General features: G+C 66.6%; 15 protein-coding genes. 6 read left to right on the top strand and 9 right to left on the bottom strand.

Annotated features, from left to right (window positions below):
- Positions 1 to 11: 11 nt before the first annotated feature.
- Positions 12 to 590 carry a TetR family transcriptional regulator gene (locus ACNQR1_RS26945; protein WP_418048675.1) on the bottom strand — a complete coding sequence of 193 codons (579 nt, stop codon included), beginning with the start codon at positions 588 to 590 and terminating at the stop codon, positions 12 to 14.
- 184 nt (positions 591 to 774) lie between these two features.
- Between ACNQR1_RS26945 and ACNQR1_RS26940 the strand changes: the two genes are divergently transcribed.
- A complete protein-coding gene (locus ACNQR1_RS26940; RefSeq protein ID WP_418048674.1) occupies positions 775 to 2,361 on the top strand; it encodes an FAD-dependent oxidoreductase in 1,587 nt (528 codons plus the stop codon).
- On the opposite strand, the gene ACNQR1_RS26935 is transcribed toward ACNQR1_RS26940, so the two are convergent.
- Genes ACNQR1_RS26935 through ACNQR1_RS26920 form a run of 4 tightly spaced genes read right to left on the bottom strand, consistent with a single transcriptional unit; the run spans position 2,339 to position 5,858 of the window.
- Positions 2,339 to 3,238, bottom strand: a complete 900-nt coding sequence (locus ACNQR1_RS26935; RefSeq protein ID WP_418048673.1) for a DMT family transporter — start codon at positions 3,236 to 3,238, stop codon at positions 2,339 to 2,341. The two genes, ACNQR1_RS26940 and ACNQR1_RS26935, sit on opposite strands and share 23 nt — an antisense overlap.
- A 42-nt stretch (positions 3,239 to 3,280) precedes the next feature.
- Positions 3,281 to 4,288: a 4-hydroxy-2-oxovalerate aldolase gene (dmpG, locus tag ACNQR1_RS26930; RefSeq protein ID WP_418048672.1), complete on the bottom strand. Its 1,008-nt coding sequence runs from the start codon at positions 4,286 to 4,288 to the stop codon at positions 3,281 to 3,283.
- The gene (locus ACNQR1_RS26925) at positions 4,285 to 5,226 is read right to left on the bottom strand and encodes an acetaldehyde dehydrogenase (acetylating) (protein WP_418048671.1); all 942 of its coding nucleotides are present in this window, start codon (positions 5,224 to 5,226) and stop codon (positions 4,285 to 4,287) included. The genes dmpG and ACNQR1_RS26925 overlap by 4 nt, the downstream gene beginning before the upstream one ends.
- Positions 5,223 to 5,858 (bottom strand): TetR/AcrR family transcriptional regulator, encoded by a 636-nt coding sequence (locus ACNQR1_RS26920; protein WP_418050524.1) that lies wholly within the window; start codon positions 5,856 to 5,858, stop codon positions 5,223 to 5,225. Before ACNQR1_RS26920 ends, ACNQR1_RS26925 begins: the two co-directional genes overlap by 4 nt.
- A 78-nt stretch (positions 5,859 to 5,936) precedes the next feature.
- Here ACNQR1_RS26920 and ACNQR1_RS26915 point away from each other — a divergent pair, with 78 nt between their 5' ends.
- Genes ACNQR1_RS26915 through ACNQR1_RS26900 form a run of 4 tightly spaced genes read left to right on the top strand, consistent with a single transcriptional unit; the run spans position 5,937 to position 10,439 of the window.
- Entirely contained in the window at positions 5,937 to 7,529 is a 1,593-nt protein-coding gene (locus tag ACNQR1_RS26915) for a bifunctional 3-(3-hydroxy-phenyl)propionate/3-hydroxycinnamic acid hydroxylase (RefSeq protein ID WP_418048670.1), read from the top strand.
- Positions 7,526 to 8,401, top strand: coding sequence for an alpha/beta fold hydrolase (locus tag ACNQR1_RS26910; RefSeq protein ID WP_418048669.1), 876 nt, complete (start codon positions 7,526 to 7,528; stop codon positions 8,399 to 8,401). The genes ACNQR1_RS26915 and ACNQR1_RS26910 overlap by 4 nt, the downstream gene beginning before the upstream one ends.
- Positions 8,394 to 9,395, top strand: coding sequence for a VOC family protein (locus ACNQR1_RS26905; RefSeq protein WP_418048668.1), 1,002 nt, complete (start codon positions 8,394 to 8,396; stop codon positions 9,393 to 9,395). Before ACNQR1_RS26910 ends, ACNQR1_RS26905 begins: the two co-directional genes overlap by 8 nt.
- Positions 9,396 to 9,407: 12 nt before the next feature.
- The gene (locus ACNQR1_RS26900) at positions 9,408 to 10,439 is read left to right on the top strand and encodes an amidohydrolase family protein (protein ID WP_418048667.1); all 1,032 of its coding nucleotides are present in this window, start codon (positions 9,408 to 9,410) and stop codon (positions 10,437 to 10,439) included.
- A 19-nt stretch (positions 10,440 to 10,458) separates the two neighbouring features.
- Here the strand turns inward: ACNQR1_RS26900 and ACNQR1_RS26895 are convergent, their stop codons facing one another.
- Both ACNQR1_RS26895 and ACNQR1_RS26890 read right to left on the bottom strand, forming a co-directional pair.
- Positions 10,459 to 11,601, bottom strand: coding sequence for an acyl-CoA dehydrogenase family protein (locus tag ACNQR1_RS26895; protein ID WP_418048666.1), 1,143 nt, complete (start codon positions 11,599 to 11,601; stop codon positions 10,459 to 10,461).
- Entirely contained in the window at positions 11,602 to 12,834 is a 1,233-nt protein-coding gene (locus tag ACNQR1_RS26890) for an acyl-CoA dehydrogenase family protein (protein ID WP_418048665.1), read from the bottom strand.
- A 200-nt stretch (positions 12,835 to 13,034) separates the two neighbouring features.
- Here ACNQR1_RS26890 and ACNQR1_RS26885 point away from each other — a divergent pair, with 200 nt between their 5' ends.
- Positions 13,035 to 13,397, top strand: coding sequence for a PAS domain S-box protein (locus ACNQR1_RS26885; RefSeq protein ID WP_418050523.1), 363 nt, complete (start codon positions 13,035 to 13,037; stop codon positions 13,395 to 13,397).
- 3 nt (positions 13,398 to 13,400) lie between these two features.
- On the opposite strand, the gene ACNQR1_RS26880 is transcribed toward ACNQR1_RS26885, so the two are convergent.
- The gene (locus tag ACNQR1_RS26880) at positions 13,401 to 14,054 is read right to left on the bottom strand and encodes a ScbR family autoregulator-binding transcription factor (protein WP_418048664.1); all 654 of its coding nucleotides are present in this window, start codon (positions 14,052 to 14,054) and stop codon (positions 13,401 to 13,403) included.
- 1 nt (position 14,055) lies between these two features.
- Positions 14,056 to 14,766 (bottom strand): TetR family transcriptional regulator, encoded by a 711-nt coding sequence (locus ACNQR1_RS26875; RefSeq protein WP_418048663.1) that lies wholly within the window; start codon positions 14,764 to 14,766, stop codon positions 14,056 to 14,058.
- Positions 14,767 to 15,100: the final 334 nt, after the last annotated feature.

Genomic DNA, 15,100 nt, shown 5'->3' with positions numbered 1-15,100 from the left:
TGGGTGGCCCGTCAGTCTCCGGGGACGATCAGCGAGACCATCGTCTCCAGTTGGCGGGCCATCTGCCGGTAGCTCATCGCGCCCGACTGTGCCTGCAGCAGAGCGCCCCAGAACACCGCCTCCAAGGTGGCAAGTACCTCGGGCCACGCGCCGCCCCCCAGCGCCGTCGAGATCCTGCGGTTGACCTCGGCAGCGATCCGGGAGCGGACGTCCTCGACCACCTCGTCGTCGGTGCTCATCAGCGCCTGGGTGCAGGCCCGCGCCAGGCGAGGCTCATCGGCCATCAGCAGCGTGAGTGCGGTGAGCTGCTCGGTGACCCGGCTGGTGGTACTGGCCGCGGGATCGATGTCGAGCGGCAGCTGGATCACCCGGTCGAGGTACAGCTCGGCGAACACCACCTCGATGGAGGGGAAGTGCGCGTAGAGCGCCGCGGGCGCCATCTTCGCGCGCGCGGCCAGCGCCGGTACCGAGACGTCGTTGTGCGCATCGAGCAGTTGGGTCGCCGCACCGAAGACACGACGCTGCGTGCGGATGCGCTGACCTTGTGCGTCGTGTAGGCGAGTGACCGTAGCCACCGCTGGCCTGGACATGTGTCCAAGATATAGACCGCAGCGTCGATTGGCAATCGTTCGATGAAACTGCATGTATCAACACATTTTCACTGAGGCTCCCCGCGCTGATCGGGCCGCCGGCCAGAGGTCGGGTGAAGCTTTCGGCTCGATAAACCGGACAGGTGTCCAGTAGGATCGGTCCAGATCTGAAAGGGGAGGTTCGATGGCTTACGTGATCACGCAGAACTGCTGCAAGGACGCCAGTTGTGTTCCGGTGTGTCCGGTGGACTGCATCCGTCCGGCGGAGGGCGGGCTGGATTCTGCGTCGGCCGAGATGCTGTACATCGATCCGGAATCGTGCATCGACTGCGGAGCGTGCTTCGAGGAGTGTCCGGTCGGCGCAATCCATTACGAAGAGGACCTGCCCGGGGAACTGCAGCGGTTCAAGGACCTCAATGCCGCCTATTTCGAGCGCCACCCGCTCGAGCCGGTGGCCGTACCCGCGGCCACGTCGCGCGCGCGGGTCGAAGCGGGCTCACTGAGGGTGGCCATCGTCGGATCCGGGCCGGCGGCCTGCTACGCGGCGGCCGAGCTGATCGATGTCGACGGTGTCGAGATCAATCTGTTCGAGCGGTTGCCCACGCCGTTCGGCCTGATCCGGGCAGGCGTGGCACCTGATCACCAACACACCAAGTCGGTGGTCGACATCTTCGAGCGGGCATTCACCAACCCGCGGTTCGCCAGCCATTTCAACGTCGAGGTCGGGCGGACGGTCAACCACGATGAACTGCTGGCTCATCATCACGCGGTGATCTACGCGGTGGGCGCAGCCACCAGCCGGCGGCTGGGGATCGACGGCGAGGACCTCGTGGGGCACCACGCCGCGGCCGAGTTCGTCGGTTGGTACAACGGCCATCCCGACCACGCCGCGCACCAGTTCGACCTGTCGGGCGAGCGGGCGGTAATCGTCGGCAACGGCAACGTCGCACTCGATGTGGCCCGGGTGCTGTTGATGGACCGGGCTGCGCTGGCGGCCACCGATATCGCCCAGCACACCCTGGACGCCTTGACCGACAGTGCAATCCAGGAAGTGGTGATCCTGGCGCGCCGGGATGTCGGCCATGCCGCGTTCTCGGCGGGTGAGTTCCTGGCCCTGGGGCATCTCGACGGTGTCGACGTGATCGTCGACCCGCAGGACCTACCCGCCGACGACGACCATGACGACGTCGAGATCTCATTCAAGCTCGCCATCGCCCGCGAATACGCGCAGCGGAGCCCGACTCCCGGGAACAAGCGTGTGGTGTTCCGTTTCGGCACCACTCCGGTCGCCATCCACGGAACCGACCGTGCGCAAGGGCTGGAGGTCAGCAGCGACGTCCGCGGCACCGAGATGATCGAGACATCGCTGATCCTGCGGTCGATCGGTTATCGCGGGCTGCCTGTCTCCGGGCTGCCCTACGACGAGGATTCCGGGACCGTGCCCAACGACTCGGGCCGCGTCGTGCCGGGCACATATGTGACCGGCTGGATCAAGCGCGGGCCTCGCGGGGTGATCGGTACGAACCGGCTGTGCGCCGAGCAGACCGTGGCGCAGCTGTGGGCGGATTTCGATGCCGGCCTGCTGACCCGCGACATCGAGGGCCGGGAGTCCTTCGATGCGCTGTTGGCCGGTCGGGGAGCCGAGCCGGTCGGCTGGCCGGGTTGGCGTGCGATCGACGCCGCCGAGCGAGACCGGGGTGTGCGGGCAGCACGACCGCGGGTGAAGTTCGTGTCGATCGAGGAGATGCTCAGCGCGGGCCTGCGCGACTGACTTCGGCTTCCACTTGCGGATCGGGGTCGCGGGGTGTGCGGGTCGCCAGGACCGAACCCGCGAGGATCAGCGCCAGCCCGGCGACGTTGTACACGGTCAGCGGCTCACCGAGCACGATGACCCCGGCGGCCAGGGCGACGGCTGGGTTGATGTAGGTGAACACCAGCGCCCGCGCGCCCCCGACTTCGCGGATCAGTGCGAAGAACACCACGAATGCCAGTGCCGTGCAGACCACGGCGAGGGCAGCCAGAGCGATGAGCACGCGCCGCGACGGCATCTGACCGGGCCAGGTCAGCAGTGCCGGTGTGGTGTAGATCAGCGCCGCGATCGTCAGACAGGCCGCCGTCAACGGCAGTGCGGGCACGTCGCCCAGATACCGGGCAGCGATCAGCGGAGCGATGGCGTAACAGGTTGCCACCAGCAGTACTTCGGCGATGGGCCAGCCGTGCCCGCCGGCGAGGCCGGGCCCGGCGAGCACCGCCACACCGGCCAGCCCAACCCCGAGGCCCGCGATTCGCTTGGCGCTCAACCGCTCTCCGCCGGTGAGCCGGTCGAGAACCGCTGCGATGATCGGGGCGGTGGCGATCAGCAGGCCGGTCAACGAGCTGCTCAGGTGGCGTTCGGCATCGGAGAGCAGAAACCACGCCGCGATGATCTCGAAGAACGCGAACGCCAGAACGGGCCGCCAATGCCGTAGCACCGGCGCCCATGCGGCGCGGGACATCACCAGCGGCAACAGCACAGCTGCGCCGACCGCGGTGCGGGCCAGGACCAGTACGGGTACCGAGACGCCTTCGACGGCGACTTTGATGAGCAGGTACGGGATGCCCCAGATGATGCTCATGGCGCCCAGCAGCAGCCAGCCCCGCACACTCACCCGGTCCAGACTACGGGTGATGCCAGCCCCGCGTCCGAAGCTTCATGACGCGGTCAGATCCAGCGCGATGTCGACGAGCATGTCCTCCTGGCCACCGACCATGCCGCGGCGGCCGGCCTCCTCGAGCAGTGACCGCGCATCGACGCCGTAGCGCTGGGCAGCAGCTTCGGCGTGACGCAGAAAGCTCGAGTACACCCCCGCGTATCCGAGGGTGAGGGTTTCGCGGTCCACCCGGACCGGCCGGTCCTGCAAGGGGCGCACGATGTCATCGGCAGCGTCTTGGAGAGCGTGCAGGTCGCAGCCGTGGCGCCAGCCCAGTTTGTCGGCAGCCGCGATGAACACCTCAAGTGGGGCGTTGCCGGCACCGGCGCCCATGCCGGTCAGGGACGCGTCGACCCGGTTGGCGCCATGCTCGACGGCGGCGATCGAATTGGCCACGCCCAGGGACAGATTGTGGTGGGCGTGAATGCCGATTTCGGTGGTGGGGGACAGGACTTCGCGGAGCGCATCGACCCGGTCGGCGATGTCGCGCATGGTCATGGCGCCGCCGGAGTCGACGACGTAAACACATGTGGCTCCGTAGCTTTCCATGAGTTGGGCCTGCCCTGCCAGCCTCGCGGGAGTGGCCATGTGGCTCATCATCAGGAAGCCGACGGTGTCCATGCCGAGGTCCCGCGCGGCAGCGATGTGCTGGGCCGAGATGTCGGCTTCGGTGCAGTGGGTGGCGACGCGCACGACGGTGGCGCCGGCGCGGTGGGCGTCCCTGAGGTTGTGCACGCTGCCGATCCCGGGCAACAGCAGCGTTGCGACCCGGGCGTTGCGTACGGCCGCGGCGACCGCTGCGATCCACTCCAGGTCGGTGTGTGCCCCGAAGCTGTAGATGCAGCTCGATCCGCCGAGACCGTCGCCGTGGGCGACCTCGATCGATTCCACTCCGGCGGCGTCGAGTGCGGCGGCGATGGTGGTCACCTGGTCGAGGCTGTACTGGTGGCGCACCGCGTGCATGCCGTCACGCAGCGTGACGTCGCTGACGTACAAGTCGTGAATCATGATTGTGTGAAGTCACTTTCGGAGTGGGCAATGCGTTCGGCGGTGGCTTTGGCGGCCGAGGTCATGATGTCGAGGTTGCCTGCATAGGCGGGCAGGTAATGCGCGGCGCCGGCGACTTCGAGCATCACCGTTACCCGTGTGCCGGTGAACTTCCCGGTCTCCGGAATGTAGAGGGGCCTTGCGGCACTGAATGTCTCGAACTGGACCCGTTGCTTGAGTCGGTAACCCGGCACGTAGCTGCCGACCGTGTCGGCCATGGCCGCGACGTCGTTCTCCATGGTGTGCCGATCGGCGTCACCGTCGACCAGGCAGTACACGGTGTTGCGCATCAGGACCGGCGGTTCGGCCGGATTGAGAATCATCACCGCCTTGCTCCTCTGTGCGCCGCCGACGATGCGCAGTGCGGCCGAGGTGGTTTCGGTGAACTCGTCGATGTTGGCACGAGTTCCTGGACCCGCCGACCGCGACGATATGGACGAGATGATCTCGGCGTACGACACGATGCCCGACTGCGCGACGGCGGCCACGATCGGCACAGTAGCCTGGCCGCCGCAGGTCACCATGTTGAGGTTGGGCGCGTCGAGATGCTCCTCAATGTTCACCACCGGCACGCAGTAGGGGCCGACGGCGGCCGGGGTGAGGTCGATCATCCGGACGCCGTGATCGGCCAGCCGGGCCCAGTTGGCGTGATGGGCGCCCGCCGAGGTGGCGTCGAAAACCAGTTTGACGTCACCGAATTCGGGCATCGCGAGCAGTCCGTCGATGCCGTCGGCTGTGGTGGGCACCCCGAGGCGGGCGGCACGCGCCAGACCGTCGGACTGCGGGTCGATACCGGCCATCGCGACCACGGCCAGCGGCCCGTCGCCGCGCAGGATCTTGATCATCAGATCCGTGCCGATGTTGCCCGAGCCGACGATGGCGACCGGATAGCGGCTCATCGGCTGTCCCGGTCGCTGACCAGCCGACGGGCCGCCTCGATCACGTTGCGCGCGTGCAACTCGAACAGTGCGATCAGATCCACGGAATCGCCGCCGATCTCCTTGGCGATGAACAGTCCGTCGGCGCCGGCGATCGTGTAGGTGGCCAGGTGATGGACCTGGGCGTCGCTCAGGTCCGGCGCCCACTCCAGGATTGTGTCGACGAGTTGGGTGTACGCCTGAGCGCGTGCCTGCAGGAACATCGCCCGGGCACGTGGCTCGACGGGACGGCGCTCGAGGGCGAGCATGAGCCCGAGCCGGATGAAGTCGGGGGATTCGACCAACGCTTTGGCGACGTTTGCGCCGAATGCGGTGGCTCGCTCTTCGGCGGTCCCGTCGGCCGGCACCTGCCAGGCTGCCAGCCAGGTCCCGAAGCTGCGTTCGATCACCGCCGCGATCAGGTCGTCCTTGTCCTTGAAATGCCAGTAGATCGAGCTGGCCGGTAACCCGCACTTCTTGCTGACCAGCGCGATGCTGGTGCCTTCATACCCGCGTTCGGCGGCGATCTCGGTGGCGGCGTCGAGGATCCGTTCCCGCGACTGCTCGCCATCGAGGCGGCGCCGGCGCGGCTTGGGCTGCTCATCAGCGGGCATCTGGACTCCCGTCATACATCTTCTTGACTCTGTAGTGATCACTACATTACCGTAGCGATCACTACAGGACAACCCTCGATGACGAGAGAGGCCACCGTGACTGCAGACCTCTACGACGTGGCGGTGATCGGCTATGGGCCCACCGGAGCAACCGCGGCGAATCTGTTGGGCCGACAGGGATTGAAAGTGCTTGTCATCGAGCGTGATCCGGACGTATACGGCAGGGCCCGGGCGATCAGTACCGATGAAGAGGTGCTGCGCATCTGGCAGTCGGTCGGCCTGGCGGACCGACTACAGCAGGACATGCTGCCCGACCGGCCCGCGGCGTTCGTCGATGCCGACGGAGTGCCTTTCATCGAGACGACGATTTTCGCGCGAGGTTCGGGCCACCCGGCTCAGCAATTCATCTACCAACCCGCGGTCGATCATGTCCTGCGCGAGGGGGTGGAGCGCTTCGACACCGTCGAGGTGCTGCTCGAACACGAGTGTCTGCGGGCGCTGGCCAAATCGGATCACGTCGAGCTGATGCTGGCCGACCTTCGCACCGACACGTTCAAGAGGGTGCGGGCTTCCTACGTCATCGCCGCCGACGGCGGATCGTCTCCGACACGTGGGCAATTGGGCATCGGGTACTCAGGCAACACCTACGCCGAACGATGGGTCGTGATCGACACGAAGGTGCTTTCCGAGTGGGATTCCCACGACCGGCTCCGATTCCACTGCAACCCGGACCGTCCCACCGTCGACTGCCCGACACCGCTGGGGCACCACCGCTGGGAGTACCCGGCCCGGGCCGGTGAGGACGAGCAGAAGCTGGTCAGCGAGGCCGAGATCTGGAAGGTGCTGGAGGATCAGGGCATCACCCGCGAGAACGTCGAGATCCTTCGGGCCGTGGTCTACAGCCACCACGTGCGGGTTGCCGATCGCTGGCGGGTGGGCCGCATCTTCCTGGCCGGCGACGCTGCGCACGCCATGCCGCCGTGGATCGGCCAGGGCATGTCGGCCGGCGTGCGCGATGCGGCCAACCTGTGCTGGAAGCTCGCCGCGGTGCTGGCGGGTCGGGCGCCCGATGCCCTCCTGGATTCCTATGAGGCAGAACGCAAGCCGCACGTCGTCGAAGTAACGCGCCGTGCCTGCCTTGTCGGCAGGGTGATCACCGAGCGCAACCGGGTGATCGCCGCGGTCCGCAACCGCACCCTCCGGGCGCTGACCAAGCTGCCCGGGGTGCTGCGCGGTGGTCAGAGGCTCTATTGGATCCCGGATGCGCGCTACGACGAGGGGTTCTTCGCCCAGCCCGGAAAAGACGCGGCCGGCTGGCAGATTCCACAGCCGTGGGTCATGGACGACGCGGGTGCGTCGGTCCGCTTGGACGACGTCGTGGCCGGACGATGGACGGTGCTGCACACCGGAGTCGCCCCGGCGGGCGTGCAGGCCTGGACGGACCTGGGCGTGCCCGCGATCGCGCTCGGTGGAACCCGAGACAAGTCCGGGCCCGGAGCGATCCGCGACATCGACGGCACGCTCATCGCCTGGCTGCACCGAAAGAAGGCCGCAGCCGTGGTGCTGCGCCCAGACGGATTCATCTACGCCGCAGTCGAATCCGGGCAGCGGCTCCCCGCACCACCGGCCGGCTACGCGCTGGCGCCAACCAGAACTGGAGCTCACACATGACTACCACCGCACTCACCGAACACACCGTGATAGTCGCGGGCCGGGCCATCTTCTACGCCGAAGCCGGCACCGGACCCGCGGTGGTCATGCTGCACGGTGGCGGCCCCGGTGCCTCGGGGGTGTCCAACTACGGCCGCAACATCGACGCTCTCGCCGCGCATTTCCGGGTCATCGTGCCGGACATGCCCGGCTATGGGCGCTCGGCCAAGGGGATCGACAAGGCTGATCCGTTCGGGTTCCTCGCCGACATGATCCGTGGTCTGCTCGACGAACTGGGCATCGAGACAGCACATCTGATCGGCAATTCATACGGCGGCGCGGCGGCATTGCGGTTGGCGCTGGATACCCCGCACCGCGTCGGCAAGCTGGTGCTCATGGGCCCCGGCGGCATCGGGACCACCAGAAACCTGCCGACCGCTGGACTCAACAGCTTGCTGTCCTATTACACCGGCGACGGGCCCAGTCGCGAGAAGCTGGCCGCATTCATTCGCAATTACCTGGTGTACGAAGGCAGTTCGGTGCCCGAGGAGCTGATCGACCTGCGATACCGGGCATCCATCGATCCCGAGGTGGTCGCCGATCCACCGTTGACCCGGCCGTCGGGACCGAAAGCGTTGCGCACGCTGTGGCGCATGGACCTCACCCGTGACAGCCGGCTCAAGCACCTGCAGACCCCCACGCTGATCCTGTGGGGCCGTGACGACAAGGTGAACCGGCCGGCCGGCGGCCCGATGCTGCTCAACACCATGCCGAACGCCGAACTCGTGATGACGTCGCACACGGGCCACTGGATGCAGTGGGAACGCTCCGAGTTCTTCAATGAACTCGTCACCGAGTTCCTCGGCCAGACCTCGAAGCTCGCTCATGTCTAGCGTGTTCGGCAATGTTCGCCTCGGCTACGTCGTCATCGAAACCGAAAAGTTCGCCGATTGGCGGCGTTTCGGTCGCGACGGGGTCGGCCTGCACGTCGACGACGCACTGCCCGATGTCCTTCGGTTCCGGCTCGACGAGAATCAGTGCCGGTTTCTGCTGCAACGCGGACCGGCCGAGGACGTCACGGCGCTCGGGTGGCAGCTCGACGATCACGAGACGTTCGACGACATCGTCGGACGGGTGGTGCGGCACGGCGTGCCGGTCAGCGAGGGCAGTGCGGAAGAGGCTGCCCTGCGCGGGGTGGAGCGGCTCGTGCGGTTCCCCGGACCCAACGGGTTGACGCAGGAGATCTTCACCCGCGCCTGCCCTGCCGACACACCACTGCGGATGACCGCGCGCGGTGGTTTCGTGACCGGTGACTGCGGTATCGGGCACGTCGCGATCACCACGAAGAAGCCGCAGCAGATGCGGGGCTACTACAACACCGTGTTCGATGCCCGGCTGTCCGATTTCATCGACGAGACGATCAACGGCGTCAAGGTCAAGATCCGGTTCCTGCGGGTCAATCGGCGTCACCACTCGGTGGCCATCGCCTCGGTGAACCGGCTGCCCGTCAACCCGATCCGCACCCGTATCCAGCATCTCAACATCCAGGTCGCGGACCTCGACGACATGACCACGTCCTACCAGCGGATCAGGGAACTCGGTTTCGGCATGGCGCTGGGGGTCGGGCAGCACACCAACGACCGGGAACTGTCCTATTACGCGATGACACCGTCGGGGTTTGAATGGGAGGTGGGGTGGAATCCGTTGGTTGTCGACGAGGCGACCTGGGAACCCAGCACCCACCAAGGCATCAGCATCTGGGGGCATACACCGGAGGGGCAGACCGTCATCGACAAACTCGCCCAGTTCAAGGTCGGCGCCCGCTCGTTACTGCGAGCAGAGGACAGCGTCCCGGCGCTGGCCGGTGCCGGCATCGCCGACAGCTAGGGAAGGACGATCATGATTCGAATCGATACCCACCACCACATGATTCCGCCCGCCTACCGAAAGGCGTTGCAGAAGGCCGGGATCGATGATGCCGGCGGACGCGCCTTGCCGGATTGGAGCCCGGAGGGCTCGTTGCACACCATGGCTGAACTTGATGTGGCCACCGCGATTCTGTCGGTGTCCACGCCGGGCACCAGCTTTCTGCCGAATGCGTCCGACGCCACGGCGCTGGCCATCGACCTCAACGACTATGCAGCCGAGGTGTTCGCCTCGCAGTCGGATCGGTTCGGTTTCTTCGCCACGCTTCCGATGCCGCACGTCGAAGCCGCGACAACAGAGGCCATCCGCGCGCTCGACACACTCGGTGCCGACGGAGTGGTGCTCCTGGCCAACAACGCCGGAACCTACCTCGGACAAGATGGACAGGACGAACTGTGGGCCGCGCTCGACGCCCGGTCCGCCGTGGTCTTCATTCATCCGGCCGATCTTCCCGCGCCGACGGTGCCTGGTGTCCCGCCGTTCGCGACGGACTTTCTCCTCGACACCACGAGGGCGGCTTATCTGCTGGTACGCAACGGAATCCGGCGAAAGTATCCGAACATCAAGTTCATCCTGAGCCATGCCGGCGGATTCGTCCCGTATGCCTCGCACCGCATGGCAGTGGCGATCATGGGGGAGACCGGCCGCAGCCCGGCCGATGTCCTCGACGATTTCGCGAGTTTCTACTTCGACACCGCATTGTCGTCCAGCGCCGCGGCGCTACCCACCCTGCTCGCGTTCGCCAAACCCGGCCACATCACCTTCGGTTCCGATTGGCCGTTCGCCCCGCTGCCCGCAAGCCAGCTGTTCGCCGCCGGTTTGGACACGTACGATGGGCTCGATACCGCCGGCCGCCAGGCGATCAACCGCGACAACGCGCTGACACTGTTCCCGCGGCTGGGCACTGCGCCGGCGGTTCCGGCGCCCTCACCGCTGGAGCAGGTGCGGCATCAGGCCACCCGGGCTGTGATGCGCGGAGTCGCCCGGCTCATCAACACCAAATGAGCCGAGTCCGGTCCGGCGCTCAGCCCCGCGTCAGCTCCGCATAACGGCCGACGTGGTAGTCGGTTGAGCCGAACTCGTACTGCACCGCGGTGAGACGCTTGAAGTAATGGCCGATCGCCAGTTCTTCGGTCATGCCCATGCCGCCGTGCAACTGCACGGCATTCTGCCCGACGAAGCGGGCGGCCCGTCCGATGGTGGCCTTGGCCGCCGATACTGCCTTGGCGCGTTGCGCGGGTTCGGCATCCAGGTTCAGAACCGCCAGATAGACAGCCGCCGAAGCCTGTTCGACCTCCATGTGCATGTCGACCATCCGGTGCTGCAGCGCCTGGAAGCTGCCGATGGGAAGACCGAACTGCTGGCGTTGCTTGCAGTACTCGACCGTATCGGCCAGCACCTTGCGCATTCCGCCGACTGCCTCGGCGCACACCGCTGCCGCCCCTTCATCCCGGGCCAAATCCAGTGACAGCCATGCCTGCCCTTCGGTCCCGAGCAATGCCGAGGCAGGCAACCGGACATCCGAGAACTCCAGGTCCGACGCGCGGCGGTCGTCCACCGTGCGGTACGGGTGTGTGGTGACTCCCGTTGTCAACGTGGCGATATCGGCCAGGAACAGCGAGATCCCGTCGGTGTCGGCACGTTCCCCCGAGGTACGTGCGGTCACCAGCAGGTGGGTGGCCAGCGGCGCGTCGACGACCATCGCCTTGGCGCCGTTGAGCACCCACTCGTCGCCGTCACGGCGTGCGGTGGTGGACACATCGCGCCAGTTGTCTCCGGAGGACAGTTCGGTGGCCGCCAGCGCGACGATCGCCGAACCCGCCACGATCTCCTCGAGCAGGGCCGCGGCCGCCGCGTCGCCGGACCGGTGCAGCAGGCCACCGGCGACCACCACGGTGTCCACGAACGGCTCGATCACCAGGGCGTGGCCCAAAGCCTCGGCGATGACCATGGTTTCGACCGGGCCGCCACCGATACCGCCGGCCTCCTCGGGCAGGGTGGCGCCCAGGATCCCCAGTTCGTCGGCGAAGCCACGCCAGATCTCGGGCTGCCAGCCGGGGCCGGTCTTGGCCGCGGCGCGGCTCGATGCCAGGTCGTAGCGGCTGGCCAGGAATTTGGTCAGCCCGCCGCGCAGCAGTTCCTGTTCGTGGGTCAGGTTGAAGTCCATCTAGAGCCCCAGTTCTGCCTTGGCGAGGATGTTTCGCTGAATTTCGTTGCTACCGGCGTAGATCGAGCCGGCTCGGTCGTTGAAGTAGCGCAGCGGGGCGACCGCCTGCCACGGTGCTCCACTGTGATAGCCGTCGGCGGGCGGTTCGTACTCGGCCACCGGGCCGCCCGGGAAGGTGGCGTGCGGCTGGTAGGCGCGGGCGAGCGGACCCGCGGCCTCCATGGACAGTTCGGTCAGCGTCTGGCTCAGTTCGGTGCTCAGGACCTTGAGCATCGACGACGCCGTGCCGGGATGGCCGCCCTCGGCCACGGCGGCCAGCACCTGGTACTCCAGGATTTCCAGCACGTCGGTACGGAGCCGGGCGTCGGCGAGCCTGCGGCTGAAGGCCGGGTCGTCGATCAGCCGGCCACCGGCCGGTCCGGGCTGCTCGGAGGCAACCGCTGAGATTTCGTCACCCAGCACCTGCAGGGCGGGCGCGTTGGCGCCGCCGCCGCGCTCGAACTCCAGCAGATACTTGGCGACGGTCCAGCCGTCGTCGATCGTGCCGATCACGTTCGACTTGGGTACCCGGACCTCGTCGAAGAAGACCTGGTTCTGGACTTCTTCGCCGGAAGTCATGACGAGCGGGCGGATTTCGATGCCGGGGGAGGTCATGTCGATCAGCACGAAGGTGATGCCCTGCTGCTTCTTGGCGCCTCGGGTGGTGCGCACCAGCGCGAACATCCAGTTGGCTTCCTGGGCGTGGGTAGTCCAGATCTTGCTGCCCGTGCACACCAGGTCGTCGCCGTCCAACACCGCGGCCATCGACAGCGCAGCCAGGTCCGAGCCGGCCTCGGGCTCCGAGTAGCCCTGGCAGAAGAACACCTCGCCGGTGAGGATGCCGGGCAGGAAGTAGTCCTTCTGCGCCGGTGTGCCGAACTTGATGATCGCGTGGGCCACCATGCGAATGCCCATCGGCGACAGCGACGGTGCACCGGCGAGCGTCGATTCGCGACTGAAGATGTAGTGCTGGGTGAGGCTCCAGTCGCAGCCGCCGTGTTCCACCGGCCAGGCCGGAGCTGCCCAGCCGCGCTCGTGGAGGATCTTCTGCCACGCCATGCTGGCGTCGTGATCGGCGTACACGCTGGTCATCAGCTGACCGGCCCGCCGGAGTTCGGGAGTCAGATTCTCGGCGAGAAAGTCGCGAACCTCGTCGCGGAATTCCTGGTCGCTTGTCGACCACTTCAGGTCCATGCCTGCCCCTGTCTGCTGGTGTCGCTCCACAGAGTAAACCTAGTTAGTCAAGTGGCGTAGGCCACCCCGGCCCTGTGCGTCGGCCGGGCGGGGATTCGTCCTTGCCGCACGTTGCTGGACGGTGGTGGCATATGGCCTGGGCGCCGGGCGATAATCGACACGTGGAGCGTCGCCAGAGCGGTCAGGACCCCCAATCTCCGATGACACTGCTGCAGAACATTCCTGCGCTGGTGGTGCTGGAGCGGTTCCCGGTGCCGGTGTTGGCGATCGCAGAGGACGGAACGATCCTTTTCGCCAACAGTGCCTTCGGCGAGATGGTCGGCCGCGACACCGATGCGGTCAAGAGCATGCAGTTTGCTGAGGTGTTCCATTCGTTGCCGGCCGACGAGTCGGCGGTCTCGGTGATGCGGGCGAATGCCGGTCTGCTGGTGAATCTGGTCCACCGCGACGGGTCGATCGTGCGGGCGCGGATGAGCAAGTCGGCGCTGCTGCGCGGCGACGACCCGGTGGCGCTGGCGACGTTCCAGGACCTCACCGAGCGGTTGTGGGCCGAAGAGTTGTAGGGATCAGCCCGCAGCCTGCGTCCGGCGCAGAGATTCGCGGGCCAGGAACTCACGGAAGTAGTCCAGCGATTCCCTGCTGACGATTGCCGGGAGCAGCAGATCCCAGGTATGCGCCACCCGTTCGCGTAGGTCGGCGCCGGTCGCGTTCGCGCGCGAGAGAGCCTCGGCGCCCAGCATGGAGCCGAGGATGACCTCGGCGGCGCCCGCGATGTCGAGGTTCTCCCGTAGATCGCCTTCGTCGGCCGCCTGGATCAACTGCTTCCTGAGTTCATCGAGCCAGCTCGTGTACACCCGGGTGGCGGCGGTGTTGATCCCGCTGAAGGTCCGCAACAGGTGCATGCCGATCTGCGCGACCTTGTCCGACCGGGCGAAATCGGCCACCACGAACAGTCCGTGGATGGTGTTCTCCAAAGCCGGCGATGAGGATTCGGCGATGGCGTGGAACGTGGCCAGCATCGCGTTTCCGCCGTCGTCGATGATCGCCTCGGCCAGTGATTCCTTCGAGTCGAAGTGGTAGTACAGCGCGCCTTTGGTCATCTCGGCCCGCGCGATGATGTCGCCGAGCCCGGTCGCCGGATAACCGTGCTCGCTGAACAGGTCGACGGCGGCGGTGATGATCTTCTGCCGGGTCAGCTCGGATCGAGCCTGGCGTGCCATGTCAGGCTCGCCCGACGGCTGCGTTGGGCGCGCCGTCCGGTGAGTGGGGGCGCAAGGGCACAACTTTTTTGACGCCTACCGCGGTGCGGCGCCGGATGAACTGCCTGAGATAGGCCAGCCGCTCCGGTTCGGCGAAGCCGGGGAGCGCCAGCTGCCAACTGCACTCGAGATCCGTGAGGAACCGTGGTGGATCGTCGAGGTCGCTCGTCTGGCGCACACCCAGGTAGATCGACACCAACAACCGGGCGATCGCTTCCGGGTCGCTGTCGGCGGTGAAATCACCTTCCCCGATGGCGCGTTTGGCGATGCCGGCGAAACCCTGGACCCATTGTTCGAGCACCCGGGGCCCGAGGCCGTCGGTCCGGCCGATGGACTCGACGAGGTTCAGGCATGCCCGGGCCATCGGGTCACCGATGTCTTCTGCTGCCACCAGGCACGAGAGATCGATCAATGTCTCGGCTCCGGACAGATTGCGGGCCAGGACGTCCTCGACGGCCTTGTCGGCCCGCGCGGTCCGGTGTTCCACGATCGAGATCGCCAGCGCGTGCTTGGACCGGAAGTGGAAGTACAGCGCGCCCTTGGTGACGGTGGCGTCGGCCAGGATGTCGTCGAGGCTGACCAGGCTGTACGGCGTGTGGGCGAACTGTCGCGCTGCCGCCTGCAGGATCTGGAGGCGGGTCAGCTCTGCTCGCCGGTCGAGCTGCTCGGTCACCTCGGGGCCTTCCTGACTCTGATCGGCCGGTGGTCCTGTCCCATTTCACCGTCGCCACCAGCAGACTCAAAGTCTTCACCGTACGTGCATAACATTCTAAAGGTATGTATCGTGCTTAGCGTGATAACTCTTGGTTCGTCGCGGGTTGCCCGCCCGGCGGTGGCGCACGCCACGGCCGCGGGCGCTGTGGCGAGTGCCACCATTTGGCGGTCGGCAGTAGCCAAGGGCTATCCTGGAAGCGTTGTCATGGCCTGCACCGGCAATCCCCCTCGAATCCCGGTGCGGGCCATGACGACCTCAATGTCTGGTACCTACCAAGGTGATTCGATCTTGA

The sequence above is a fragment of the Mycobacterium sp. 48b genome (assembly GCF_048282725.1).
In the GTDB taxonomy this organism is placed as follows: domain Bacteria; phylum Actinomycetota; class Actinomycetes; order Mycobacteriales; family Mycobacteriaceae; genus Mycobacterium.
Note: the sequence above shows the minus strand (reverse complement) of the source record. Positions and strands in the feature narration are given on the sequence as shown.

Bases quoted from the DNA above. Each gene is read 5' to 3' on its own strand.
- ACNQR1_RS26945 (WP_418048675.1), bottom strand. From the start codon at position 590: ATGTCCAGGCCAGCGGTGGCTACGGTCACTCGCCTACACGACGCACAA.
- ACNQR1_RS26940 (WP_418048674.1), top strand. From the start codon at position 775: ATGGCTTACGTGATCACGCAGAACTGCTGCAAGGACGCCAGTTGTGTT.
- dmpG (WP_418048672.1), bottom strand. From the start codon at position 4,288: ATGATTCACGACTTGTACGTCAGCGACGTCACGCTGCGTGACGGCATG.
- ACNQR1_RS26925 (WP_418048671.1), bottom strand. From the start codon at position 5,226: ATGAGCCGCTATCCGGTCGCCATCGTCGGCTCGGGCAACATCGGCACG.
- ACNQR1_RS26920 (WP_418050524.1), bottom strand. From the start codon at position 5,858: ATGCCCGCTGATGAGCAGCCCAAGCCGCGCCGGCGCCGCCTCGATGGC.
- ACNQR1_RS26915 (WP_418048670.1), top strand. From the start codon at position 5,937: ATGACGAGAGAGGCCACCGTGACTGCAGACCTCTACGACGTGGCGGTG.
- ACNQR1_RS26910 (WP_418048669.1), top strand. From the start codon at position 7,526: ATGACTACCACCGCACTCACCGAACACACCGTGATAGTCGCGGGCCGG.
- ACNQR1_RS26905 (WP_418048668.1), top strand. From the start codon at position 8,394: ATGTCTAGCGTGTTCGGCAATGTTCGCCTCGGCTACGTCGTCATCGAA.
- ACNQR1_RS26900 (WP_418048667.1), top strand. From the start codon at position 9,408: ATGATTCGAATCGATACCCACCACCACATGATTCCGCCCGCCTACCGA.
- ACNQR1_RS26895 (WP_418048666.1), bottom strand. From the start codon at position 11,601: ATGGACTTCAACCTGACCCACGAACAGGAACTGCTGCGCGGCGGGCTG.
- ACNQR1_RS26890 (WP_418048665.1), bottom strand. From the start codon at position 12,834: ATGGACCTGAAGTGGTCGACAAGCGACCAGGAATTCCGCGACGAGGTT.
- ACNQR1_RS26885 (WP_418050523.1), top strand. From the start codon at position 13,035: ATGACACTGCTGCAGAACATTCCTGCGCTGGTGGTGCTGGAGCGGTTC.
- ACNQR1_RS26880 (WP_418048664.1), bottom strand. From the start codon at position 14,054: ATGGCACGCCAGGCTCGATCCGAGCTGACCCGGCAGAAGATCATCACC.